This is a genomic window from Rhodococcus sp. 05-339-2 (genome assembly GCF_002258965.1).
GTDB lineage: Bacteria > Actinomycetota > Actinomycetes > Mycobacteriales > Mycobacteriaceae > Rhodococcoides.
In genome coordinates, this window is the sequence record NZ_NOYW01000015.1 from 38,616 (window position 1) to 64,007 (window position 25,392).

At 65.5% G+C, this 25,392-nt stretch carries 21 protein-coding genes; 10 read left to right on the forward strand and 11 right to left on the reverse strand.

Annotated features, from left to right (window positions below; all coding sequences use genetic code 11):
- Positions 1-8 precede the first annotated feature (8 nt).
- Entirely contained in the window at positions 9-563 is a 555-nt protein-coding gene (locus CH273_RS13370) for a histidine phosphatase family protein (RefSeq protein ID WP_032396510.1), read from the reverse strand.
- Positions 564-641: 78 nt separating this feature from the next.
- Between CH273_RS13370 and CH273_RS13375 the strand changes: the two genes are divergently transcribed.
- Together CH273_RS13375 and CH273_RS13380 are read left to right on the forward strand one after the other, a co-directional pair.
- Positions 642-1,817: an acyl-CoA dehydrogenase family protein gene (locus CH273_RS13375; protein WP_032396511.1), complete on the forward strand. Its 1,176-nt coding sequence runs from the start codon at positions 642-644 to the stop codon at positions 1,815-1,817.
- 17 nt (positions 1,818-1,834) lie between these two features.
- The gene (locus tag CH273_RS13380; RefSeq protein WP_032396512.1) at positions 1,835-2,962 is read left to right on the forward strand and encodes an acyl-CoA dehydrogenase family protein; all 1,128 of its coding nucleotides are present in this window, start codon (positions 1,835-1,837) and stop codon (positions 2,960-2,962) included.
- Positions 2,963-3,034: 72 nt separating this feature from the next.
- Here the strand turns inward: CH273_RS13380 and CH273_RS13385 are convergent, their stop codons facing one another.
- On the reverse strand, positions 3,035-3,844 hold the full coding sequence (locus CH273_RS13385; protein WP_032396513.1) for an alpha/beta hydrolase: 810 nt from the start codon (positions 3,842-3,844) through the stop codon (positions 3,035-3,037).
- A gap of 160 nt (positions 3,845-4,004) precedes the next feature.
- On the opposite strand from CH273_RS13385, the gene CH273_RS13390 reads away from it, so the two are divergent.
- On the forward strand, positions 4,005-4,916 hold the full coding sequence (locus tag CH273_RS13390; RefSeq protein ID WP_032396538.1) for a phosphodiesterase: 912 nt from the start codon (positions 4,005-4,007) through the stop codon (positions 4,914-4,916).
- Here the strand turns inward: CH273_RS13390 and CH273_RS13395 are convergent.
- From CH273_RS13395 to CH273_RS13405, 3 genes are all read right to left on the reverse strand, one after another.
- Entirely contained in the window at positions 4,913-6,412 is a 1,500-nt protein-coding gene (locus CH273_RS13395) for a stealth family protein (RefSeq protein WP_179275473.1), read from the reverse strand. The two genes, CH273_RS13390 and CH273_RS13395, sit on opposite strands and share 4 nt — an antisense overlap.
- Before the next feature lie 152 nt (positions 6,413-6,564).
- The gene (locus CH273_RS13400; RefSeq protein WP_032396514.1) at positions 6,565-6,927 is read right to left on the reverse strand and encodes a VanZ family protein; all 363 of its coding nucleotides are present in this window, start codon (positions 6,925-6,927) and stop codon (positions 6,565-6,567) included.
- Positions 6,928-6,936: 9 nt separating this feature from the next.
- Positions 6,937-7,605, reverse strand: coding sequence for a class I SAM-dependent methyltransferase (locus CH273_RS13405; RefSeq protein WP_032396515.1), 669 nt, complete (start codon positions 7,603-7,605; stop codon positions 6,937-6,939).
- 83 nt (positions 7,606-7,688) lie between these two features.
- Between CH273_RS13405 and CH273_RS13410 the strand changes: the two genes are divergently transcribed.
- The gene (locus tag CH273_RS13410) at positions 7,689-8,162 is read left to right on the forward strand and encodes a phosphoribosyltransferase (RefSeq protein WP_032396516.1); all 474 of its coding nucleotides are present in this window, start codon (positions 7,689-7,691) and stop codon (positions 8,160-8,162) included.
- Between the two features lies 1 nt (position 8,163).
- On the opposite strand, the gene CH273_RS13415 is transcribed toward CH273_RS13410, so the two are convergent.
- On the reverse strand, positions 8,164-9,198 hold the full coding sequence (locus tag CH273_RS13415) for an NADPH:quinone reductase (RefSeq protein WP_032396517.1): 1,035 nt from the start codon (positions 9,196-9,198) through the stop codon (positions 8,164-8,166).
- Positions 9,199-9,296: 98 nt separating this feature from the next.
- On the opposite strand from CH273_RS13415, the gene CH273_RS13420 reads away from it, so the two are divergent.
- Positions 9,297-9,806 carry a mycothiol transferase gene (locus CH273_RS13420; protein ID WP_032396540.1) on the forward strand — a complete coding sequence of 170 codons (510 nt, stop codon included), beginning with the start codon at positions 9,297-9,299 and terminating at the stop codon, positions 9,804-9,806.
- Positions 9,807-9,809: 3 nt separating this feature from the next.
- On the opposite strand, the gene CH273_RS13425 is transcribed toward CH273_RS13420, so the two are convergent.
- Positions 9,810-10,304 (reverse strand): SRPBCC family protein, encoded by a 495-nt coding sequence (locus CH273_RS13425; protein WP_032396518.1) that lies wholly within the window; start codon positions 10,302-10,304, stop codon positions 9,810-9,812.
- On the reverse strand, positions 10,301-11,125 hold the full coding sequence (locus tag CH273_RS13430) for an SDR family NAD(P)-dependent oxidoreductase (RefSeq protein ID WP_032396519.1): 825 nt from the start codon (positions 11,123-11,125) through the stop codon (positions 10,301-10,303). The genes CH273_RS13425 and CH273_RS13430 overlap by 4 nt, the downstream gene beginning before the upstream one ends.
- Before the next feature lie 103 nt (positions 11,126-11,228).
- Between CH273_RS13430 and CH273_RS13435 the strand changes: the two genes are divergently transcribed.
- On the forward strand, positions 11,229-12,284 hold the full coding sequence (locus tag CH273_RS13435) for an iron-siderophore ABC transporter substrate-binding protein (protein ID WP_052049832.1): 1,056 nt from the start codon (positions 11,229-11,231) through the stop codon (positions 12,282-12,284).
- A 307-nt stretch (positions 12,285-12,591) separates the two neighbouring features.
- Here the strand turns inward: CH273_RS13435 and CH273_RS13440 are convergent, their stop codons facing one another.
- A complete protein-coding gene (locus CH273_RS13440; RefSeq protein WP_094638010.1) occupies positions 12,592-13,977 on the reverse strand; it encodes an HNH endonuclease signature motif containing protein in 1,386 nt (461 codons plus the stop codon).
- Positions 13,978-14,440: 463 nt separating this feature from the next.
- Positions 14,441-15,913: a cryptochrome/photolyase family protein gene (locus CH273_RS13445; RefSeq protein WP_032396520.1), complete on the reverse strand. Its 1,473-nt coding sequence runs from the start codon at positions 15,911-15,913 to the stop codon at positions 14,441-14,443.
- 127 nt (positions 15,914-16,040) lie between these two features.
- On the opposite strand from CH273_RS13445, the gene CH273_RS13450 reads away from it, so the two are divergent.
- The 4 genes from CH273_RS13450 (at position 16,041) to CH273_RS13465 (ending at position 19,747) form a co-directional block, all read left to right on the forward strand.
- A complete protein-coding gene (locus CH273_RS13450; protein ID WP_032396521.1) occupies positions 16,041-17,690 on the forward strand; it encodes an alkaline phosphatase D family protein in 1,650 nt (549 codons plus the stop codon).
- Positions 17,691-17,711: 21 nt separating this feature from the next.
- The gene (gene trhO, locus CH273_RS13455) at positions 17,712-18,554 is read left to right on the forward strand and encodes an oxygen-dependent tRNA uridine(34) hydroxylase TrhO (RefSeq protein ID WP_032396522.1); all 843 of its coding nucleotides are present in this window, start codon (positions 17,712-17,714) and stop codon (positions 18,552-18,554) included.
- A 4-nt stretch (positions 18,555-18,558) separates the two neighbouring features.
- Positions 18,559-19,434, forward strand: coding sequence for a pseudouridine synthase (locus CH273_RS13460; RefSeq protein WP_032396523.1), 876 nt, complete (start codon positions 18,559-18,561; stop codon positions 19,432-19,434).
- Positions 19,435-19,501: 67 nt separating this feature from the next.
- Positions 19,502-19,747, forward strand: coding sequence for a hypothetical protein (locus tag CH273_RS13465; RefSeq protein ID WP_032396524.1), 246 nt, complete (start codon positions 19,502-19,504; stop codon positions 19,745-19,747).
- Between the two features lie 136 nt (positions 19,748-19,883).
- Here the strand turns inward: CH273_RS13465 and CH273_RS13470 are convergent, their stop codons facing one another.
- Positions 19,884-25,361, reverse strand: a complete 5,478-nt coding sequence (locus tag CH273_RS13470) for an ATP-binding protein (protein WP_032396542.1) — start codon at positions 25,359-25,361, stop codon at positions 19,884-19,886.
- Between the last annotated feature and the right edge of the window lie 31 nt (positions 25,362-25,392).

The following is a 25,392-nucleotide window of genomic DNA, read 5'->3' on the forward strand; positions in this document are numbered from 1 at the left end:
AAACTCTGTCAGACCGGGATGCCGTTGATGGTGCGAACGGTCCAGCGAGAACCGTCGTGTTCGAGGGTGGAGACGCCCGCGTTGAGGATGCGTGGGGAGTGGCGTCGCCGGATCGCGTCGAAGATCGCCCGGATGACGCCGCCGTGCGCCACGGCGATCACCGCGGAGTCCGGATAGCGCGAGGCGATCTCGTCCACGCCGCGCACGCCACGCACGATCAGGTTCGAGCGTGGCTCCAGGCCCGGATACCGGCCGTCCGGCCAGTGCGAGTACGCGTCCCAGTCGGTGAATCCTTCGGCGTCACCGAAATGCCGTTCGGCCAGGTCGGGGAACTCGGCGGTGCGGGTCAGGCCCAGGTGCGCGCCGATGATGTCCGCGGTTTCCGCTGCTCTGATCAGCGGGGAGCTGACCAGGTGGTCCCACGTTCGGTACTCGAGTTCGTGGCCGGCCTCGCGGGCCTGGGCACGGCCGGTGTCGTTGAGAGGAATGTCCGATGAGCCCTGCAGACGCCCGTGCAGATTCCAGTTCGTTTCACCGTGCCGAACCAGTGCCAGAAGAGTCATAGTGAGCGGAGAATATCCCAGAGTTACCAGGGAGTACGGTCGATACGAAGATACGCGAACGAGCTTGGAGGATTGTCGATGAATCTTGCCCTCACAGAAGAAGAGGCCGCGTTCCGTGACGAGATGCGGACGTTCTTCACCACGAAGGTCCCGGCCGAGATTCGCGAGAAGAGCGCGACGGGTCAGGAGTTGAGCAAGGACGAGGTGGTCACGACCATGCGAATCCTCAACGAGAACGGCTTGGCCGTGCCGCATTGGCCGGCCGAGTTCGGTGGCCGTGACTGGACCGCTGTGCAGCGCCACATCTGGCTCGACGAGATGCAGTTGGCGTCGGTGCCCGAGCCGCTGGCGTTCAACGCCTCGATGGTCGGCCCGGTCATCGCGACGTTCGGCTCTCAGGAGCTCAAGGAGAAGTTCCTGCCCAAGACGGCGAACCTCGACATCTGGTGGTGCCAGGGCTTCTCCGAGCCCGAGGCCGGATCGGACCTGGCGTCGTTGCGCACCACCGCGATCCGAGACGGTGACGACTACATCGTCAACGGACAGAAGACGTGGACCACGCTCGGCCAGTACGCCGACTGGATCTTCGCGCTCGTGCGCACCAACCCGGACGCGCCGAAGAAGCAGGCAGGAATCTCGTTCCTGCTCATCGATCTGAACACTCCCGGCATCGAGATGCGCCCTATCAAGCTGATCGACGGCAGTGTCGAGGTCAACGAGGTCTTCTTCGACAACGTCCGCGTTCCGGCGGAGAACCTCGTCGGCGAGGAGAACCAGGGCTGGAGCTACGCCAAGTTCCTGCTCGGCAACGAGCGCACCGGCGTCGCCCGGGCCGGACACACCAAAGTGCATCTGGGACAAGCGAAGAAGCACGCAGCGCAGACGAAGGTCGGCAGCGGCACATTGCTCGACGACCCCTTGTTCGCGGCCAAGATGGCCGAGGTCGAGAACGAACTGCTCGCCCTGGAGCTGACTCAGCTGCGCCTGGTGTCGAGCTCGGACGACGGTAAGCCGAATCCGGCGTCGTCCATCCTCAAGCTGCGGGGATCGGAGTTGCAGCAAGCGACGACCGAACTGCTGATGGACGTCGCCGGGCCGGACTCACTGCCCTACGAGGCGGGCGAGGACATCGAGAGCGAGGGCTGGGCGCAGCGCTCGGTACCGGGGTACCTCAACTACCGCAAGGTGTCCATCTACGGCGGCTCGAACGAGGTTCAGCGCACCATCATCGCCTCTGCGATTCTCGGACTGTAAGGGAGCATCTGAAAGACATGGATTTCGAACTCAACGAAGAGCAGAAGCTGCTGCGCGACACCACTCGTGAGGTGCTCACGCGGGCCTACGACACCGAGAAGCGCAACAAGATCGTTGCCGGTGAACTGGGCTGGAGCACCGACGTGTGGAAGCAGTTGGCCGAGGTCGGGCTGCTGGGTCTGACGTTCGGCGAGGAAGACGGCGGGATGGACGCCGGTCCCGTGGAGATCATGGCCGTGATGACCGAGGTCGGTCGACGCCTCGCACCCGAGCCGATCCTCGATGCCGTCCTCGTTCCGGGCGGGTTGATCTCCGAGCTCGGCAGTGCCGAGCAGCGCTCGCGCCTCCTGCCGCCGGTGGCCGAGGGATCGTCGATGCTGGCGTTCGCGCACAACGAGTCCGGCAGCCGCTGGCCGAACATCGAGGTCGCCACCACCGCCACCGAGGACGGTGGATCGTGGGCGATCAACGGCGTCAAGAACCCGGTTCCGCACGGTGGTAGCGCAGACGTCATCGTTGTCAGTGCCGCGCTGCCCACCGGTGGCACGGGACTGTTCGTCGTCGATGCCGATGCGACCGGCCTCACGCGCAAGTCCTACGCCACCCACGACGGTCAGCGCGCCGCGCAGATCGAATTCGTCGATGTCGCAGCAGAACCGCTCGGTACCGCCGAGAACGCGGCAGCGGCCATCACCGGCGCCGAGGTGCGGGCTCAGGCTGCGCTGTGCGCCGAGGCTATCGGTGCCATGGAGGAGGCGCTGCGACTGACCACCGATTACCTGAAGGCGCGCAAGCAGTTCGGGGTTCCGCTGGCCAAGTTCCAGGCACTCACCTTCCGTGCGGCGGACATGTACGTGCTGCTCGAACTGGCCCGCAGCATGAGTCTGTACGCCACGATGTCGTTGGCGGACGGCAACGTCGACCCGACCATCGCCTCGCGCGCCAAGCTGCAGATCTCCCGCTCCGGTCGCAAGATCGGCCAGGAGGCCATTCAGTTGCACGGCGGAATCGGCGTCACCGCCGAATATCCGGTCGGGCACTACACCAGTCGGCTGGTGGCCATCGAGCACACTCTCGGTGGTGCCGACGAGCACCTGCGCATCCTGGCGTCGAAGGTCGCCGATCACGATCTCATCGGGATCTGACTCTCGTCGTAAGACGCCTCGGGCCCTGCCACCTGTCGAAGGTGGCCGGGCCCGAGGTCGTTTCGGGAGGTGTCAGCTGCCCGCATCCGCCGCGGCGACGAGGTCGGCCACGGCCGTGGGGTTCGAGACCAGGATCGCGTGCGAACCCGGTACCTCGGTCACCTGAGCGCCCGCCCGCTGCGCCATGAACCGCTCGGCGGACGTGGGGATGATCTGATCCTGCTGGGGGATCAGAGCCCACGACGGCGTGTGCGCCCAGGACGGTGGGCCGCTCGGCTCGAGCAGGGCGCCTGCGGCGATCGTCTTCTGGTGTGCGGCCATGCGAGCGGCCTGCTCCTCGCTGACATCCGGGGCGAAGAACGGACGGAACAGGGCGGGAGTGATGTACGAGTCGACGTTGCGGCCGATGATGTTCGACGCGTCGTCGACGACCGTCAGCCCGATCACCGGCGGTACCAGCGCGGTCACCGGAAATCGGATGGGATCGAGTTCGAGGGCGACGGGTTCGCCTTCGACGGGCATGAACGCGGCGACGTAGACCAGAGCCTCCACGTTGTCGGCGTGCACGTTGCTGATCACCGTGCCGCCGTACGAATGGCCCACCAGGATCACCGGCCCGTCGATGCTCTCGACCACGTCGGTGACCGAGGCCGCGTCGATCGCGGGCCCGCGCAGCGAGTTGTCCGCCGTCACCACGGGGTAGCCGCGGCCGCGTAGATCCTCGGCGACGCCGTCCCAGCTGGTGTTGTCCGCGAAGGCTCCGTGCACCAGCACCACGGTCGGCAGCTCCTGCGCCGAAGCGGGGGCGACGCCGATGCCGACCATCGCTCCCACCGTCAGTCCTGCAGTTGCCAGAAGAGTCGTCAGCGTCGGTTTCGTCATGCCCACAACCTGTCACACGCCGGAAGTTCGTGCGGTGTTCACCGCCGAGATCCGACCAGCTTCCTCTCAGCGAACGCTCGTATGCTTGGCTTGCAGCAGTGGCGTTCGTCCGACCCGGGCGATCGCAAAACCGTAGGTGATGATCGTGAGCGAGAGTTCGATGAAGTCTCGGATGGCCGAGTACCCACGTCCCCATCACTGCTTGTTGCACATCAGCGACACGCATCTCGTCGACGGTGGCGGTCGGTTGTACGGCGGCGTGGACAGTGAGTTGCGGCTCGAACAGGTGATGGCCGACGTACGCAACTCGGGTGTGCGCCCCGACGCGTTGGTGTTCACCGGAGACCTGACGGACAAGGGTGAGGCCGGTGCCTACGAGAAGCTGCGGGCGTTGGTCGAGCCCGTGGCCGAGGAACTCGGTGCGCAGATCGTCTGGGCGATGGGCAATCACGACGACCGTGCGATGTTCCGCCAGAAGCTTCTCGACGCCGAACCGACCGTGCAGTCCATCGATCGCGTCCACGACGTGGACGGTCTGCGTGTCGTCACGCTCGACACGACGGTTCCCGGTCGCCATCACGGAGAGCTCGGCGACGAGCAATTGGCCTGGCTGACAGATACTCTCGCCACGCCCGCCGAGTTCGGCACGATCCTGGCGATGCATCATCCGCCGGTGCCGACCGTGCTCGATCTCGCGGTTCTGGTCGAGCTGATCGATCAGCCGCGCCTGGCCGACGTGTTGCGCGGAACCGATGTGCGATCCATTCTCGCTGGGCACCTGCACTATTCGACGACGGCCACGTTCGCGGGTATTCCCGTCTCGGTGGCGTCGGCCACGTGCTACACCCAGGATCTGAACGTGCCCGCCGGTGGATTGCGCGGTCGCGACGGTGCCCAGGGCTACAACCTGGTCCACGTCTACGAGGACACCGTCGTGCATTCGGTGGTGCCGACGGGCTCGTACGACACTGTGGGAGAACCGGTCTCGGCTCAGGAGACCGCACGCAGGCTGAGCGCAGCGGGAGTCACCATCGCAGACAGTGCGAGGCGGAAGACGTTCAGCGACGCCTAGCGCTGCTCTCGTTCCCACGGCGCGACGATGGGGAAGTACTTGTCCAGGAACTGCGTCACCGTCCGGGTGCGCAGGTCCAGGTCGACCTCCGGAAAGCTGCCGTCGTTGAGGCAGAAGAAGTCCACCGACCGTTTGGGGAGCAACTTCTCCATGGCGTCGAGGCCCGCGACCGTCGTGGTATCGATGTACCGAACCTTGGCGTCCTTCTGGACCACGGCGCGTCCACTCATCAGCGCGTAGTAGTGGTACAGCGAGTTCGTCACCGAGATGTTGGTGCTGGCGCGGAACGCGCTCGCGGCGGTGGACGCGAACTCGTCCGGAAACTCGTTCTCCATTTCCTGCATCACACTGCGCCGCAACGGTGTTGCCGCGTGTTCGAGATGCCGGGTCGTGGTCATACCGAATCTGTCCTGCAGGATTCGACGGTTCACCCGTGCCGCATTCTCGAAGCCGCTGCGGTCGGCATCGCTGTAACCCAACCCGATTCGCGTCGTCGCCTCGATGAACATGCTGATCCCGCCGGGGGAGAAGAACATCGACGGGCTGACCGGTCGGCCGAAGAACATGTCGTCGTTCGAGTACAGGAAGTGCTCGGACAAGCCGGGTATGTGGTGCAGCTGGCTTTCGACGGCCTGCGAATTGTGGGTCGGCAGCACGGAGGTGTCGACGAAGAACGCCTCGCTCGGCACGAACGTCACCTTGGGATGGTCGGCGAGCCACGCCGGCCTCGGGGAGTCGGTGGCCACGAAGATCCGCCTGATCCACGGCGCGTACATGTGCACCGACCGCAGGGCGTACTTCAACTCGTCGATCTGCCGGTAACGGGCCGCCGAGTCGTCGCCCTCCCCGACGACGTAATTCGCCATCCGCCGCGCCCGCTGGGCCTGGAATTCGGCCGAGGAGCCGTCGACCCAGGAGAAGACGATGTCGATCTCGAAATTGATGTCCGACGCGTGGTCGGCGAACATGTTCTCGATGGTCGGCCAGGTTCTGCCGAAGCGTTCGACGGTACCGCGGACGGCTTCATCGGGCCGGATGTTGCGCCTGGTCAGCGAATTCTCGATCGGCAGCACGATCTCGGACGGGGAGAACGACCACAGTTCGATCTGCACGGCCGTCGACGCGCCGTAGTACAACCCACTGAACGGCTCGACGCGCGGCCGGTACAGGCGGACGATGCGTGCGTTCGCGGACGGTGACAGCGACCCGTCGGCCACCAGCACTGCCTTTCCGCGGGCGTCGACGGTCTTGGAGTAGAACGGCTCGGCGCGGCAGGCGTGCACCAGTGCCGTGGTCAACGCTTCGCGTGCGGCCAGTTCGATGGCGATGACGGGCCGTTCGTCGTTGCCGCGAACGAGCAGGTACTTGATGTGTGCGGCGTCGAGTACGGCGCGCACGAACAGCAGATCCTCGACCATCGCCTGGTGCGGGGTGGTGGAGATGATGGTCAATGCGTAGCGGCCGTCGTGGCTGACGACGTCGGATCGTTCGCTCAGTCGCGCTGCGGATGCGGCGGATTCTCGGGTGACGGCATCGTTGATCTCGTGCTCCGGTGGAACGAGGTAGATATCGTGCGGGGCAGAAGACGAGGTGATGACGTTCCTTCCGGAGTCGCGCGCTGGCCGAGGGACCCCGGTGCAGGGTCAGTCTAGTGCAGGTCCGGGGCGCGTTCGACGCGCTGCGGTAGAACCCGACTCGCTGCGAGCAGGCCCACAGCAACTCCGGCGGCGTCGGCAAGGGCGTCGGCGAGCGATCCGGAGCGTCCCAGAGGCAGGATCGCCTGCAGGACCTCCGAGATCGCCGCGAACGTCAGTACCCACAGTGCGGTTCGGATCCAGTCGATTCCGGCCAGGCGTGAGGTGTACGCCAGCGCAGCGAACAGTACGAAGTGGATGATCTTGTCGCTGTGCTGAAATCCCGAGGGAACCCCGGATGCGGGGGTGAAGAGCACGATCAGCGCGACGACGAAGGTGACGACCAGGGGAATTCGTAACGTCGACTGCGTGAACACCGCCCGAGCCTACCGACGTTGCAGGACCACGACCGTGTCGATTCGCTCGTCGCCGTCCGGCGTCGTGCGGGTGCGGTGTTCGGCGTGGATCACCTCGAACCCGTCGCCTGCCGCAGCGACGACCGGTTCCGGTGCGAAGAGTCTGTGCTTGGCCGGATGCTGCGAGGCGTGGCTGTCGCTGGGACTGTGGCCGACGATCAGCAGACGTCCCTTCGGCGAGACCGCTGCGGCGAAGCTGCGGGTGGTCAATTCGAGCTCGTCCGGTGGCACCTGGAGGAAGTGCACCGACACGAGATCGAATGCCTCTGTCGGAGGAGTCCAGTCCAGAACGTCGTGCTGCTGCCAGTTCACCGCGAGTGTGTGCGGCTCGAGTGCCTGTTGTGCCGCGCGGGCGCGGCCGAGGGCGACATCTGAGATGTCGACGCCGGTCACGTGCCAGCCTTCACCGGCCAACCACAGGGAGTCGGCACCTTCCCCGCAGCCGATGTCCAGGGCGCGGCCCGGAGTCAGCTCGGACGCTTCCTGTACCAACACGGCATTGGGATGTCCGCTCCAGATGGTGGTGCGCTGGTTGTAGAGGTCGTCCCAGAATGCTTCGTCGAAGGCACCGTTCTCGAAGTCCGGCTCTGCGGGGGTCCGGTCGGCGGCATGAGTGTGAGCGTGCGTGTGGTCGGCCATGGTTCGAGAATGCCCGCTCACGACCGTGTGCGCAAACAAATTTGCTCGATTGGCAAAACGCAGCCTGGGTAGAGTGATCGTTCATGACCGAACAGGAACGTGAAGTACTGACGTGGGCGACGTTCGGGGACGCCTCGCGTGAACTCACCGAGCAGATCGTCGACGACGGGTTCGTCCCGGACATCGTCATCGCGATCGCTCGCGGCGGTCTCATTCCCGCGGGTGCGATTGCCTACGCCATGGGCGTCAAGGCAGCGGGCACCCTCAACGTCGAGTTCTACTCCGACATCGAGGAGACCCTGCCCGATCCGGTTGTCCTCGAGCCCCTTCTGGACACCGACGCGATCGTCGGCAAGAAGTTGCTCGTCGTCGACGACGTCGCCGATTCCGGCCGCACGCTGGCGCTGGTGATCGACCTGTTGAAGGCGCACACGCCCGAGGTGCGGTCGGCCGTGATCTACACCAAGCCGAGAACCATTGTGCGGCCAGACTATTCGTGGCGTGAGACCGACAAGTGGATCAATTTTCCATGGTCCACGTTGCCGGTCATCACCTGAATCATTCGCTGGAGACGTCGATCAGCACCTTGCCGACGGTTCCGTTCTCGACGGCGTCGTGAGCCGCAGCGGTTTCGCTCAGCGGGAAGCGGTGCAGCGGTAGACCGGTGGCCTCACCCACCTCCAGAACACCGGCTGCTGCCGCCGCGCTGACGTCCGCCTCAGCGTTCCGCAGAGCCTCGTCTCCCACGGTGTAGAGGAGTACGAACTGGTAGCGAGTGTTGAGCACCATGTTCGGCCGGACGTCGAGGGTCACGGTGTCGCCGCCGTTGTTGGCGTAGACGGCAACCGATGCGCGGTTGGCTCCCACGGCAGCGTTGAGCGCGGCATTCTGGGCGGGAGCCACCTCGACGACGAGATCGATTCCGGCGGGAATCAATTCGCGGATCTCGGCGGCGGCGTCGCCGGTCTTGTAGTTCACCACGTGGTGCGCGCCCGCAGCGGTCGCCAGTGCGCCCTTCTCCGGTCCGCTGACCGTTGTCACCACGGTCGCGCCCGCCCAGCGGGCCAATTGGATAGCGGCATGGCCGACGGCACCGGCACCACCGGCGACGAGTACCGACTTACCGTCCAGTGCGCCCGGGTGCAGCCGGGTGGGTCCGTCCTCGGAGACGGTCAGTGCGCGGTGTGCCGTCATCGCAGGCACTCCGAGGCTCGCGCCCACGTCGAATCCGACGCCGTCGGGTAGAGGAACCACCCGGGAGGCGGGTAGGACTGCGAAAGACTGCGCTGTTCCGGTCGGACGCTGATGCTGGGCGAGGTAGACCCAGACGCGATCTCCGACGGCCACGCCGTCGACCTCGGGTCCGACGGCGTCGATCACTCCGGCACCGTCCTGGTTGGGTACCACCTCGTCGAACGCAAGTTTCTCGCCCGGTCCGGAGCCGGTTCGGTTCTTCCAGTCCGTCGGGTTGACGCCCGAGACCACGATGCGGACACGCACTTCGCCTGCGGCGGGCTCGGACACCTCGCGATCCTTCAGCTCGAGGACGGACGAATCGCCGGTGCGGGTGTACACAATTGCTGGAGCAGTCATATTCGGTCCAACGCGCTCGGACCGCACCGATGTTCCCTGCGAGCACATCGGGGTATGCACGAGTGGTCAGCAGTGCCGTCAGAGGAGAAACGGATTTCATGAATCACAACGAAGTGCTCACCGACGCGTTCGGTCGAATCAAGGAGCTCGTCCACTCCGTCCTGGACGACATCCCCGCGGCTGCGTTGACGTATCGTCCGGACGCCGATGCCAACAGCATCGCCTGGTTGTTGTGGCACCTGACGCGGGTGCAGGACGACCACATCGCGGACGTGGCCGGAAGCGAACAGGTCTGGACGTCGGACTCGTGGTTCGAGCGTTTCGGGCTGCCGTTCGACAAGTCCGACATCGGGTACGGCCAGTCATCCGCCGACGTCGCTCAGGTCACCTCGAGTGCCGAGCTGCTGCGTGAATACCACGATGCCGTGCACTCGAAAACCGTTGCCTACGTAGGCAGCGTTTCGACCGACGATCTCGATCGGATCGTCGACGAGAACTGGGATCCGCCGGTCACCCTGGGTGCGCGGCTGGTGTCGGTGGTCTCCGACGACCTGCAGCATGCCGGGCAGGCCTCGTACGTTCTCGGCCTCTACACCCGGCAGACCTAGCAATCAGGCGTAGAGCTTCTGCAGGTTCTCCAGCGTCTTACGGATGTTGCGACGCTGGAACTGCGGGAACGTCTTGCCGCTGGTGACGATCTTGTCGAACACGAGGGCCAGCGCGTCGGGCCACTTCGTCCGGTCGTCGGTCCAGGTCTCGGTGACTTTCGTGCCGCCCTCGACCGGCTCGAAGTCGTATCGCCAGGTTGCGTTCGCGCCCTTGATCTTCGGAGCGCTCTTGCCGATGGCGTGGACGCGGAACTCGAAGGTCTTGCCCGGGTCGGCCGCCGTGACGGTGCAGCGAGTGACCCATTTCGCTCGGCCGCGCTTGTTGGTTCCGTCGAACACCATTCCCACGTAGGCACTCTCGCGGGGTTCGTGGACGGTGGCACCGGTGTTCTCGGGGCTCCACCGACCCATCTCGGTGGGGTCGCTGATCGCGGCGTAGAGCGTATCGGCGTCGGCATCGACGACGATGCTGTCGGAGACCACGAGTTCGCGCTTCACGACGACGCACCCTTCTTCAGGCCGGGATGGACACGAGTGAGCATCGGGACCAACAGTGTTCGCGGGGTGATCTGCGCGAAGATCGATCCGATGCGGTTGGCGGGCCCGGGGATCGACACCATGCGTCCCTTGGTCATGTCATCGACGGCAGTCCTGGCCACCGTCTCGGCAGAGACCCACATGATCGACGGAAGTGCCTTCTCTGCATCGTCTTTCGCGAAGCCTGCGGCTTCGCCGAACCCGGTCTGGACCGGTCCGGGGCACAGTGCGGTTGCGGTCACGCCGGTTCCGCGCAGTTCGCCGGTCAGAGACTGGGTGTAGGAGAGTACGAACGCCTTGCACGCACCGTATCCGGCCTGTCCGGGCAGAGGCTGGAACGCAGCGGTCGAGGCCACGTTGAGCAGCGCGCCGCGTCCTCGTTCGATCATGCCGGGGAGGAACCGGGTGCACAGGTCTGCGACAGCGGCCACATCCACCTCGATCATGTGCATCTCGGCGTCGGGGTCGGATTCTGCGACCGGTCCGAGTGTGGAAAGGCCGGCGTTGTTGATCAAGATGTCGGGGATCAGGCCGAGTTCGGTGATGCGGTCGAGCAATTCGGCTCGCGCCGTGCGGTCGGAGAGGTCCGCTGCGAGCACTTCGGCTCGGACTCCCCGTGCCCGAATCTCCTGTGCCAACTCTTCGAGCTTGTCGGCGCGCCGGGCGACGAGGGTGACGCCATGGCCACGGGATGCGAGCACGCGGGCGATCGCGGCTCCGATTCCCGAGGACGCTCCGGTCACGACGGCTGTCCGATCAGGGGCGGGACGAGGAAGGCTCATGGCTCCCACCGTAGCGAATATGCGCTGCGCAGCGCATTTGAATCCTCATCGAAGGTTAGCCTACTCTTACTTCAACGCTTCTTTGCTTGTCGAAAGGGTAACCATGTTCTCTGCTTCGTCGGCCGGTCGTCGGACTGCCCGCCGTGTGTCCCTGCTGTCTGCACTCGCTGTGTCGGCCCTGGTGGTCGGTGCCTGCTCGTCCTCCGACACTGCCGGGCCCGAGCAGTCGGGAGGCGGTGATTTCGCAGCCGTCACCATCGATTCGGCACTGGGGCAGGCGGTCATCACCGAGAAGCCGGAGCGCATCGTGACTCTCGGTCAGGGCTCGGCCGAGACGGCGATCGCGCTGGGTACCGTCCCAGTCGGTGTCGAGGAGTATTCGTGGGGTGCCGACGACACCGGTTACCTGCCGTGGGTACACGACGCGGTCACCGAACTGGGGGCCGAGCTTCCCGAACAATTCACCGGCGGAACCGAACTGAACATCGAGGCCATTGCCGCCCTCGAGCCGGATCTCGTTCTGGCTCCATGGTCCGGCATCACCCAGGACCAGTTCGACAAGCTCAGTGCCTTCGCTCCGGTGGTGGCCTACGAGGAGCAGCCGTGGACGATCACCTGGGAAGATCAGATCACCGTGATCGGCAAGGCCATGGGTGAGGAACAGAAGGCAGCCGAGGAGATCGACAAGATCAAGGCGCGCTTCGCCGACGCCGCCGCCCAGCACCCCGAGTATTCGGACGTGAGCTTTTCGTACATCTACAACACAGGTCCCGGGACGCTCGGAGTGTTCCTCGCCGACGAGCAGCGCGTCGCGATGGTGCGCGGTCTCGGGTTGCAGGTCGACCCGGTGGTGAACACGCTCGACGAGACCGAGGGCACCGACTCGTCGGTCATCGGCTTGGAGAATGCGAATCTGCTGAACGATTCCGACCTGATCTTCACGTTCTACTCGGATCCGCAGAACCGTACCGACACCGAGAATCAGCCTGCGTACAAGCAGATTCCGGCTGTTTCCCGCGGGTCGGTCGTTGCGCCGACGGATCAGTCCTTCGTCACCGGGTCGTCCATCATCAATCCGTTGACGGTGCCGTGGGCACTCGAGCGCTACGTGCCGATGATCGACGAGGCTGTCGCGAAGCTCGACGCCGGCACGTCATAGCTTGATCGAAGGAGCGGAGCAACCACGCGACTCGTGCACAACGCCGAAGTCCACGGTCGATCTGGCAGCTCGTGTTCGAGAGATGGGCGGCCGTAGCCCGGAAGATGGCGTCCGCGGGCTGCTCTCTATCGCCCTCCCTCCACGCTGGCCTTCGTTGGAGGTTCGGGCTGTGCCCGAGGTGGTGCCGCATCACTGCGGTGACGGCATTGGCACTTCACCCGAATCAGCCTGTCGAGCAGTCTCTTCCAGCCCCGCGCCGTGTTCTCGGTGCGGGGCTGGATTGTTTCTGCGGTTCGTCTGGGCAGGGTCAGGCGATGTGCGGGCCTGCTCGGGCGTGGGATGGTCTGGGTTGTCGATATGGGTCGACGGTTGCCGGTGGCACGAACCACGGGTGGTTGTCGACGCCGATGAACACTTCCCAGTCACTGTGGTGGAGGAGTCGGTGGTGGAATCCGCACAGGAGGACGAGGTTGTTCATGTCGGTGGGGCCACCGTCTGCCCAGTGCCGGATGTGATGCGCTTCTGTCCAGGCGGCGGGTTTGCCGCAGCCGGGGAAAGCGCAGGTGTGGTCTCTCGCGATGAGGGCTTTGCGTTGTTTGGCGGTGACGGTGCGTGCGGTGCGGGCGAGGTTGATCGGGGATCCGTTTTCGTCCATGACGATCGCAGTGAGGACGCAATCGCAGGCGAGTTGGAGGGAGGTGTTGCGGGAGAGTGGTCCCATCCAGGGGAGCCACCCGACCGAAGTGCCGTCGCCGAACAGGTCCCTGTACGCGCCACGATCGGCGGCACAAGGTGGATTCGTCCCGTCTTCCGCATCGGGGTGGATGGGGTGTCCGGTGTCGATGTCGACCGGATCGACTCGGTCTGTATCGGATTCGGCTGCTGCGCGGGTGGTTTCGTCGTCGGCGATGTCATCGACGTCAGCACTGTCGCGGAGGTCGGTGAGATCGCGCAGGCTGATGTGCAGGTTCAGGTGCGGGCGTTCACCGCCTTCGATGGGTCGATCACTCGAGGCGAGGTATTGGTCGAGGATGTGTCCGAAGGCGTCGGCTCTGCGCCTCGCGGGGCTGCGATCGTCCTGGGTGCCGTCGGGGTCGGGTCGTGGTTCGGTCAACGGTGAGAGTGCGGTGAGCAGTTTCTCGCCGGTGATCGCATCGAAGTCCCCTTTCAACGCCAACCGCCCGTTGAGGGTTTTGGAGGCGAAGAGTTCGTTGCGGTCGGTGTCGTCGGCGGGTGGTGTCTTGCCGCCGTAGGTGTCGTGGAGTTTTGTGATCGCTTCGCGGATGCGGCTTGTGCGTGCTTCGGGTCCGGTGGCAGCGGTGATCATCGCCTTCCTGGCCATGTCCTGCCCGGCTTGGGGGAGGTTCTTGGGTTGGGTTTCGGCGAAGGTGAGGATCAAGGAGGCGTGGTCGACGGTGATGCTGCCGGTGTTCACGGCGTCGGCGATGTCGGGGAAGTTCTTCAGTCCGCGGGCGAGGGCGACGATCTTGTTGGCTTTGCTGGGGGTGAGCAGGGTGGTGGAGGTCAGCCAGCCGGCGGGGCCGGGGAATCCGAGCTTCTCCCGGCTCACGCGGGTGTCGATCTCGGCGACGAGAGCGATCCGCCTGGCCTCCAACAACTGAATCTGGTGGGAGACCGCGGCGGCGTCGGCGAGGAGTTCTGCCTCGCTCAGTTGCCAGATCGCTGTGGTCATGCCATGAAGTGTATCGAACGTGCGTTCGACTGACAATCATGATTGAATCGAAAACTGTTGCCCAGCATAAGGATTCGTTGTCCAAAACCTGTCGGTGCATCGTGGTAGACGTCCGGAGGCACTCGGCAATCGCATGAGACGGCCATAGTGCGGCGGTGTGCGTCCGCAGAGATGTGTGGGATCGACTTCCGTGCCGTGCGCGATGCGCGCGGTTTTCAGGTCAGTCTTTCGTCCACGGCCACGCCCATTTTGCGTGCCGTCGATCCTTCGATTCGTCTGCCCGATATGCGGATCCAGCGCGTCCTCCACGCGCGACGACCTGGGTGAAGGAACGGCTGCGACAGGAGCCTCGAACTGGGCCCGGCTCCCATGGCAGCGGCTCAGCAAAAGTGGTGCACGTTGCGCAGTCGATATCAACGGAGACCTCGACAGGGTCCAGCTGTGCACAACTTACCGAGGCGTGTCAGTACACCTCGCGCTGTCGTTCTTGTTCCAATACCTGCTCCAGGTCGCTCAATCGGTTCATCGACGACACCTGTCGCGCGGTGCGGTGATTGAGCGCCAACATCTCGCGGTGCCGGTGCACGAAGGCCCAGTAGCCGGCGGTGAAGGGGCATGCATCGTCGCCCAGTCGCTTCTTCGGGTTGAATTCGCAGGGCTTGCAGTAGTCGGTCATGCGGTTCAGGTACGCCCCGCCCGAGGCGTAGGGCTTGGTGGCGATCACGCCGCCGTCCGCGTGTTGACTCATGCCGATCACGTTCACCGGCATCACCCAGGCGAACCCGTCGACGAAAGCCGTTGCGAACCAGTCGGTCAGCGCTCGCGGATCCCAAGCATGTTGCAGCGCAAAGTTTCCCAGGATCATCAGTCGGGGGATGTGGTGCACCCAGCCGCGGTCGCGCACGCCGTCCACCGTCGACGACAGGCATTTCGCGACCACAGCGTCGCCGTCCAACTCGAGCAGCCAATCCGGCAGTGGCTCATGCGCTTCGAGCTTGTTGCGCTCGAGGTACTCCGGCCCCAGATGCCAGTACAGGTGCCACACGTATTCGCGCCAGCCGAGGATCTGTCGAACAAAACCCTCCACGCTCGCCAGCGGAGTGCCGTCGCGGTGGGCGTCCTCGGCTGCATGCGCCACGTCCAGCGGCTGCAGCAGGCCGAGGTTCAGCGGGACCGAGAGCAGTGAGTGAGACATCGTCCAGTCGTCGGCCATCACCGCGTCCTCGTACTTGCCGAAGTCGTCCAAGCGGTAGTTCACGAAGTGCGCCAACGCGTCCGACGCCTCGGCCGCGGTCACCGCGAATACTCGGGGCCCGTCGACTCCGACGGTGTCGAGGTCCCACTCGTCGAGGTCGGCGCGCACCTGCTCGTCGATGGCATCCTCGGTCGGCCACCACGGTTCCTCCACGCCCAGGGTCAGACGCCCCTTCGGCGGTGGCGACTGGTTTTCGGCGTCGAGGTTCCACTTGCCCGAGACCGGGTCGGCACCGTCCATCAGCACATCGAATCTCTTGCGCTGCTCGCGGTAGAACGTTTCCATCCGGAAGGTGCCGCGTTCGGCCGCCCAGTCGGCGAACTCTGCACGGGGGAGTGCGAACATCGGCGTCGGGAGAATCTCCGAGACCAGGCCTTCCTCGTGCAACGCGGCGACGAACTTCTCCGCCGCGTGCGAGGTGGGCTCGAACACCACCACGGGCTTGCCGTACTCGGCCAACCCTTCCCGGTATGTCTCGGTCTGGAGGTAGGTGACGCGGTCGCCCAGCTCGTCGGCCAGATGACGCATACCCGACAACACGAGATGCAGCTTCTGCCGGTGGTATCGCCGACGTCGGAACACGCGCCGAGACTCGATCATCAGCACATCCCGATCGGCATGCTCGTCGACCGAGTGAAAGTGCGGACCGAGCTGATCACCGAACAACCACAGAGCGTCCATTCTCGGAGTGTTCTCCCGCAGCGACGAAGGCAAACCAGCGTCCGGCGGATGGCCGTCCGGTGAACACTGTCGCCGACCCAGGCGCGCCTTACTTGACCACCGACCATCCATCGCATGGACTGACCCGATGCACGCTGAGTCTGCGCTTTCCAGAAGGACGTTTCTTCGCTCGTCGTCGGTGGCCGTTGCGGTGGCCGGAGTCGCCACGACACTGCCTGCGACCGCACACGCACAGGGCAGCGACCGCGGCTTCCTGCACGGGGTCGCATCGGGAGATCCGTTGCCCGACGCGATCGTCCTCTGGACCCGCGTCACTCCGACGCCCGACGCCACCCCTGGCTCCGGCGTCGGACCGCAGGTATCGGTGACGTGGCGGATCGCCCGCAGCGCGGACATGAGTGACGTGGTCTCCTCCGGAACCGTCGCAACCGGCCCCGACGCCGACCACACCGTGAAGGTCGACGTCGACGGCCTCGCTGCCGACACGACGTACTTCTACGACTTCCGGACGAGCGACGCGGCATCGGCCGTCGGGACCACGCACACCGCTCCGCGCAACGATGCCGATATAGACGCGATGCGCTTCGGCGTCGTCTCGTGCTCGAACTGGGAGTCGGGGTACTTCGGTGCGTACCGGCATCTGGCCGCCAGGGGAGACCTCGACGCCATCGTCCATCTCGGCGACTACATCTACGAGTACGAGACGGGCGGGTTCCCGGGTCGCGACGGGGTGATCCGGCAGCATTCGCCCACCCACGAGATCGTCACGCTCGCCGATTACCGTCAGCGCCACGGTCAGTACAAGTCGGATCCCGATCTGCAGGCGGCGCATGTCGGTGTGCCATGGATCTGCACGTGGGACGACCACGAATCCGCCAATGATGCCTACGACACCGGCGCGCAGAATCACACCCCGGGTACCGAGGGCGACTGGTCCACCCGTAAGGCCAATTCCGAGCAGGCGTACTACGAGTGGATGCCGGTACGCGCCGCAGGCACAGCGACCAACCGGCATCTCTACCGTCGACTCCGGTTCGGCAACCTGCTGGAACTGTCGATGCTGGATCTGCGCACCTACCGCTCGCAGCAGGTGTTGCCGTTCAACGGGCCCGAGGTCGATTCACCCAACCGGACCATCACCGGTGCGGAGCAGATGCAGTGGCTCACCGACGGGATCGTCTCGTCGCCGACGCAGTGGAAGATCGTCGGCAATCCGGTGATGATCACGCCCACCCTCATCCCGCCGCTCGATCGAGATGCGGCCAGGGCCGTCACCTCGCTTCTCGGAATCCCGGAGGGCGGCCTGCCGTACAACGCCGATCCGTGGGACGGGTACACCGCCGACCGGCGCAAGCTGCTCGGTGCCATCGTCGACGCTGGCGTCGACAACACCGTCTTCATCACCGGCGACATCCATTCGGCGTGGGCCTGCGAGGTGCCGCTCGATGCGGCGCGCTACGCAACGACGGAACCCGCTGCGACCGAACTCGTCGTCACTTCGGTGAGCTCGGCCAACATCGACGACCTGACGCGTACTCCGCCGCACACGCTGGGCCGGGTCGCCGAGGAAGCATTCAAGGCACTCAACCACCACGTGAAGTTCGTGGACCTCGACAGCCACGGGTTCGGCGTCTTCGAGGTCACCAAGACTGCGGCTCGGATGGACCACTGGTTCCTCACCGCCAAGGAGGATCCGCAGACCGGCGTGTACTGGGGAGCGGGCTTCACCGTGGACTCGGGCACCCAGCGCGTCCGGGCGGCGGCACCGCCTGCCTGACGACGCGCCATACTGGACGGCGTGGCTGTACCGAAAATCGTCCTGTTCTACGTCTTCACTCCGCTGCCCGATCCCGAGGCGATCCGGCTGTGGCAGCAGACGCTGGCCGCGTCCAACAACCTGACCGGACGCATCCTGATCTCAGAACACGGCATCAACGCGACGGTCGGCGGCGACGTCGACGACGTCAAACGGTACGTCCGTGGCACCCGCAGCTATCCGGCGTTCAAGTCGGCCGACATCAAGTGGTCCGATGGGCTCGGAAACGATTTCCCGAGACTGAGCGTGCGGGTGCGGGACGAGATCGTCACCTTCGGAGCCCCCGGGGAACTGAAGGTCGACGCCGACGGCGTGGTCGGCGGCGGCACCCATCTGAGCCCGGAGCAGGTGCACGAGCTCGTCGATTCTCGCGGCGACGACGTCGTCTTCTTCGACGGCCGCAACGCCTTCGAAGCCGAGATCGGAAAGTTCAAGAACGCGGTGGTGCCCGACGTCGATACGACCCGGGATTTCGTCTCCCAGCTCGATTCCGGTGCCTACGACCATCTGAAGAAGTCCCCGGTGGTCACGTACTGCACGGGGGGAGTGCGGTGCGAGGTGCTCTCGTCGTTGATGGTCGCGCGCGGGTTCGAGGAGGTTTATCAGCTCGACGGCGGAATCGTCCGCTACGCAGAGACTTTCGGTGACGACGCGCTCTGGGAGGGTTCGCTGTTCGTCTTCGACAAGCGGATGGCGCAGAACTTCTCCGACCACACCGCCGTCATCGGCCGGTGCAGTGCCTGCGGCAATCCGACGTCCCGCTACCAGGATTTCGACGGCGACGCCGGCCGTGGTCTGCGGTTGATCTGTCTCGACTGCGCGTAGAGAGATGCTGCCCTTCCGGGACGGTCTCGCTCCGCTGAGACTGCTGTTGCCGCATGGTGATTCGGCTACCACCATCGTGGAGTATCTCGAACGGGAGATGCCCGAGGACGACTGGCGGCGGGCCATGCTCGACGCCGAAGTGGTGGACGAGAAGAGCAGGCCCATCTCCGTCGACACGCGGTACCGCGCAGGCAGTCAGGTGTACTTCTATCGCATTCCGGCGCAGGAGGTTCCGGTTCCGTTCGAGATCGGCATCCTGCACGAGGACGGCGATCTATTGGTTGTCGACAAACCTCACTTCCTCGCCACCATCCCGCGTGGCCGACACGTCACCGAAACGGCGACGGTACGACTGCGCAGGCAGTTCGACTGCCCCGACCTGACGCCTGCGCACCGACTCGATCGCGCCACCGCCGGGGTGTTGCTCTTCACCAAGACCAAGCATGCCCGACGGCCGTATCAGGAACTCTTCTCCTCCCGCAATGTCACCAAGGAATACGAGGCGGTTGCGGGATTCGATGCAGCGCTGGAGTTTCCACGCGTCGTCCGGAGTCGAATCCTCAAAGAACACGGGGTCATGACAGCATACGAGGAGCCGGGGGAGCCGAACAGTGAGACCTCGATCGACCTGGTCGACACGTTCGGCACGTCCGCTCGATACCGACTCTTCCCCAAGACGGGCAAGACTCATCAGCTGCGAATCCACCTGTCGTCGTTGGGGATTCCCATCGTGAACGACCCGTACTATCCGGTGTACATATCGGTCCCGGCCGATGACTTCACCCGGCCGTTGCAACTTCTGGCCCGGGCTCTGAACTTCACGGACCCGCTCACCGGTGAGCCCAGGCGCTTCGTCAGTGCCCGAACCCTCGAGCCCTGACGGCCGGCCATCGTTCGTTCGGACGATTGTGACAATTGGGACGCGAGGTTAGCGTGTCGAGCGAAACATGTCCGACGAAATCGAAGAGGAGAACAGCGTGAAGCGTCGTCTTGCTGTTGTGCTGGGAGCCGCAGTCATCGCCATCGCGTCGCCGGCAGTCGCGGTGGCCGATACCGGAAGTGCGAGCACCGGTAGCGCGAGCGGAGTCTTGGGTGGTTTCGAGATGCTGTCGCGGCTCTGGGAGGCCTGCGCGGTAACCATCTTCACCGGACAGTGCACCGGTGTCGTCGCCACAGACGTGACCTACTGGTAACGCGTGCCCTGAGCCAAACCCTCCGCCGAACCCCCTGAACCGACAAACGCGCGCGCATTCGCCAGACGCTCGCGGAACAGGTAGCCATTCCGCGAGCATCCAGCAAACGCGCGCGCGTTTGCGGGAAACCCAGGTCCTACTTCGCCAACGACCGCGCCATTCCGCGTTCGATGGCTGCGACCAGCTGCGGGCGCAGTTCGGCGGCGGGGACGATGTGGTGCACCGATCCGACGTTCTGTGCACGCTGGATGTTGTGGATGGCCTCGAATTCGGCTGCCACTTCACCCAGTTTGGCGTTGCGGGCGTTCGCTCGCACGGTGGCCAACTCGACGCGCAGGGCCGAGCGGGTGGCGTCGTCCTCGGCGGTGTTCAGTCGTGTCTCGAGTTCCTTGACGGTCGGATCCGCTGCGGTGCGGGCGTTGACGTCGCGGCTGAACACCACTGCTGCGGCGGGGGCACCACCGAGCACGGAGGCGAAGGAGCCCTCCACTGCAAGGACCTCCATGTTGTCGTTGAGCGCTCCGGAGAACACCACGAACGCGCCGCCGTGGTAGCGCGATACGACACAGAACACGACCGGTCCGTCGAAGTTGACGATGGCGCGGCCGATCTCGGCACCGTATTCGAGCTGGATGTTGCGCAGCGATTCCGGTGATCCGTCGAAGCCGGAGAGGTTGGCCAGCACCACGATCGGCCGGCTTCCGCTGGCGGCGTTGATGGCGCGTGCCGTCTTCTTCGACGAGTTCGGAAACAAGGTACCCGAGGTCCACTGATCGGGGCCGTCGGACGGGAACCAGCCCTTGCGGGGGATGGCCCGCGATTCGATACCGATGACGGACACCGGGATTCCGGCGAGGTGGGCGTCGAACACCACGGAGGTGTCGGCGTCGGCCATGTCGGCCCAACGCTCGAGCACCGAGTGGTCCTGGTCCACCACGGCGCGCATCACGGTGCGAATGTCGAACGGCTTCTTGCGGTCGGGGTTGGTGACCGAGGAGAAGATGTCGCCGACGGTGGTGAAGTCGCTCGACGGGTGCACGTGCGGGTAGGTGCGCACGTCGCGCTCGGTCGGGTCCGCGGTGGCTGCCCGGCGCGGGAAGCGTTCTCCCGGAGCGGCGTACGCGTGATCGTAGTGCGCAAACAGGATGTCGCACGCGGCCCGCAGGTTCGGTGCCCAGTACTGCGCCTGGCCGTTGGGTCCCATGACGCGGTCGTAACCGCCGATGCCGAAGTTGTCCTCGGCCGAGACGCCGCCGGAGTAGTCCAGGGACTGCTTTCCGGTGAGCACCATCGCACTGTCGGGGGTCATCACCAGGATGCCCTTGGTGTGGGTGAGCATGGTGGCTTCGGCGTTCCAGTACGGCTGCGCGCCGACGTTGATGCCTGCGACCACGATGTTGATCTCACCGCCGGCCTGGGTGAAGGTGATGATGCGACGCAGTCCGCGCGAGACCCAGTCCATGTTCTCGGTGCCCGATTCCATGGAAATCGTTGCACCGGAGGACAATGCGAACCATTCGACGGGCGCGCCGAGTTGTTCGGCGAGGTCGATGGCCGCGACGATTCGCGAGCACTCGGCCTCGGCGACGGTGCCCAGTGCCTTGGTCGGGTCACCGAACAGCGCGACGCGGGTGATGCCCTCGGGGTACTTGGCGGTCGGGGTGGTCGCGACACCGACGATGACGCCTGCGGAGTTGCGACCGTAGGGGCGATCGACGGGAGCGAGCACGCCGTCGGCGTCGAAGTCGTACTCGGTGAACGTGCCGCCGTTGCTGCTGAGCAACGGAATCAGCTCGTACGGGTACACGGTGCCGCGGGCCTGCGACCGCTGGACCTTCTGGGTGTACTCGTCGAGGGGACGCATCGGCTCGGTCGGCGGCGGAGTTATCTTCGCGACGATTCCCGCGCCGGAACGGTACGACAGGCGCAACGCGACCTCGCGTGGCGTCGCTCCCGGTGTTTCGGCCAGACGAGCGATGAGGGTGATCTCCTCGAGGCCTGCACCGATCGTCAGCGGCGCGATGTGCCTGGCGATGGTGGCGATGCGGTCGGCGGGAACGTTCAGTACCGGCCAGACGTAGAGCACGACGCGGTTGGCGTCGAGGCGCTTCTTGCCGCGTCCGGCCTGAGCGCGGCGGATGCCGTCGAGGCAGGCCGCCACGGTCCGCTCGATCTCCGGTACCGCGACGATGTTGCCTGCATCGTCCAACTGTGTTGTGACGCCGCGGATCTCGGCCAGGGCGACCAGTCGCTCGTCGGAGGGGTTGGCCTTCGACGTCAGGTGGAACAGGTACGTTCCAGCGCTGGCGGGCAGGCGAACTCCGTCGAAGTTCTTCAGTCGCCACAGGTCCAGTCGCTGACCGGTCAGCGGGTGCATGTCCCGGATGATCGTGTCTTCCACGAGCGGCTCGGACCCCTCGGCCGTCGTTCGGCGGTAGGTCATCTTTCGAGCGGTGGAACCGAAGGCGGTCACCGTCACGCGGCGCCAGTGGCCGGTGCCGGGGTGCGCGGCCAGCACGGCTTGGAGCTGGGCCGAGAGTTCGTCGCCGTCGGTCGGCGCGTCCGGCCACGACACGTAGAGGTCAACGGCCAGGTTCTCCGGGGACGGTCCGGCGATATCGTCGACCGAGTCCAGAGTTGCTGCGAGCGAATCGAAGTCGGTGGCCGTGGACACCAGGTGCAGCCGTTCGCCCGAGAGCTCGAAGTTGCCGGTGACGAAGTGCTTGCCGTCGCGGTCGAAGGCCTTGACGTCTTCGAGTGTGCGGATTTCGTAGTACTGGCGAGTGATCACTTCGAGCAGGGCACCGGGATCGGTGATCCGTTGTGCCAGAAGCTCGATCAGCGGTTCCGGGGTGGCGACGAGAGCAGCGATGCGTGCGGAGTAGTCGGCCGCGTCGGGGTTCTCGGCCAGGTACTGCAGGCTGCCACGGACGCCGTCGTAGATCTTCTCGCGTGCACTGCGGATCTGTGGCTCGTCGAACAGCCGGAAGCGCAGGTTGCGGGCGACGTCGCCGATGACGGGGTAGCGGGCCTGGGTGGCACCGATGAGGCGCTCGAGTACCTCGGCCATGGCCGGGGTGGCCTCGGGCTGCGTCGAGCAGTCGCTGAGCCAGTGGCCGAGCAGGGCCGCGATGACCGGAACCTGGTTCTCCATGCGCTGCAGGGCCAGGAAGACGCGGTAGACGGCCTCTTCGAGTTCGGGGGTGCGTCCCTCGTCGATGGCGGCGTCGTAGTGCGCGAGGGCACGAGTGAGCTTGGCGCGGAACGAATCCGGAAGCCCCTGAACGTCCGCGTCCAGCGAGTGCAGGAACGAGTGGAAGTGCTCACGGGGGGAGTGGACGCGTTCGTCGGTGCTCTCCTCGTCCATCGTCGGCCGGTTCCGGGAGAGTTCGCAGATATCGGCGAACGTGCCCAGCAGCGCCAGCTCGGCGGAGACCAGCCCTGCGTCGTTGCGCGGCACATCCGCACGCAGAGTCTCGTAGGTGGACAACAGGTTTCGAGCGCGTGCTCCGCTGACGTCGAAGCCGGTGATGAGGGCGGCCAGTTCGTCGAGTCGGTCCAGGGCGCGACGCTGCGGCGAGCGCTGCTCGGCGTCGTCGACACCGCGGAACTGCACGCGCGGTGCCTGTTCGGAGACCTTCTGCTCTCCGGCCTGATCCACGCGAAGCAGTGCCGCTCCGGCGTCGACCTGTCCGTTGACCGAGGCCAGTACCTCTCGCACGGTGCCTGCGTAGGGGGACCGGACGGCGGTTTCCATTTTCATGGATTCGAGGACGACCAGGGTCTGTCCCGCTTCGACCTCGTCGCCGACGGCGACCGGGACGGCGACGACGACGGCGGGAGCCGGTGCGCGGACCAACCCGGCCTCGTCCTGAGAGATCTGGTGGCTGATGCCGTCGACCTCGACGAGGAAGTGTGCGGCTCCGGCGACGGTGACCACCTGGTAGCGGCGGTCGCCGATGACCAGACGGCTCTCGTACTTGCCGAGGCGTTCGACGTCGACCTGAAGCTCGCCGATGCCGTCACCGTCGATGCTGTAGCGGTGCGTCCCGGTCTGGCCTACCTCGAGCTTGTAGGCCTGCCCCTGGTAGTTCAATTCGACGGTGCGGCCGATGGCGTGGGTGGCGCGCGGGCGACCGCCGCGTGCGGAGTTCAGGAACGCGGTGCGTTCGCGGCCTTCCTCGGCGTCGTAGGCGTCGATGGCGGCGGCGACGATGGCGATGTCGGCAACGGCCGTCGGGCCCACCTGGGAGCCGGCTTCGGTGCGGTCGAGCCAGCCGGTGTCGGCGGAGGCGGAGATGACTTCCTCGCGGTCGAGCAGGCTCAGCAGGAAGGACTTGGTGGTGGTGCCGCCGTCGATGACGACGGTGGTCTCACGCAGTGCGTTGCGCAACCTCGCCAAGGCTTCGCTGCGGTCGCGGCCCCAGGCGATGACCTTGGCGACCATCGAGTCGTAATCGGGTGGGATGACGTCGCCCTGAGCGATGCCGGTGTCGACGCGGATGCCGGTGCCGAGGGGGAACTTGAGCAGCTCGACCGTGCCGGGAGCCGGTGCGAAGCCGTTGTCGGCGTCCTCGGCGTTGAGGCGAGCCTCGACGGCGTGGCCGAATTCGGGCGGGCATTCGCCGGGCAGTGCCTGGCCGTCGGCGACGAGGATCTGCAGCTTCACCAGGTCGATGCCGGTGGTGTATTCGGTGATGGGGTGCTCGACCTGCAGGCGGGTGTTGACCTCGAGGAAGGTGAAGATCTTCTGCTCGGGCTGATACAGGTATTCGACGGTGCCTGCGCCCTGGTAGCCGGCGGCCTTGACGAGCTCGGCCGAGGCGGTGCGCAGCTGGTCGGCCTGCTCCTTGGTGAGCAGCGGTGAGCTCGATTCCTCGATGACCTTCTGGTTGCGGCGCTGGATGGAGCAGTCGCGCACGCCCGGGGCCCAGACGTTGCCGTGGCTGTCGGCGATGACCTGAACCTCGACGTGCCGGGCGTCGGTGACGAGCCGTTCGAGGAAGACGACGGGGTCGCCGAACGAGCGCTCGGCCTCACCCTGGGTACGTTCGAGAGAGAGTTCGAGTTCGTCCTCGTGGAAGACCTTGCGGATACCGCGGCCACCGCCGCCCGAGCGGGCCTTGATGATCAGCGGGTAGCCGATCGCCGCTGCGTGACGCCTGGCGTCGGCGCGGGTCTCGACGGGGCCGCCGGACCAGGGTGCGACGGGGACGCCGACCTTCTCGGCGAGGATCTTCGCCTCGACCTTGTCGCCGAGCAGACGCATCGCGTCGGCCGACGGGCCGATGAAGGTGATGTTCAGGCGGGCGACGAGGTCCGCGAACGTCGGGTCCTCGGCGACGAAGCCCCAGCCGACCCACACCGCGTCGGCACCGGACTCGACGAGCGCGGCCTCGAGGACGCCGTAGTCGAGGTAGGCCGATCCTGTCGCGGGCTTGCGCAGCGTGACCGCTTCGTCGGCCTGGCGGACGAACATCGCGCGCTTCTCCGCCTCGGTGTGCAGCGCTACGGTGCGGATGCCGTAATCGTGTTCGGCGTTGAGCTCTCGGACGGCTCGGATCAGGCGTACTGCTGCCTCGCCTCGGTTGACTACTGCAATCCGCTTGAACAACGTATCTCTCTTCGCTCGGTGTGGGCGCACC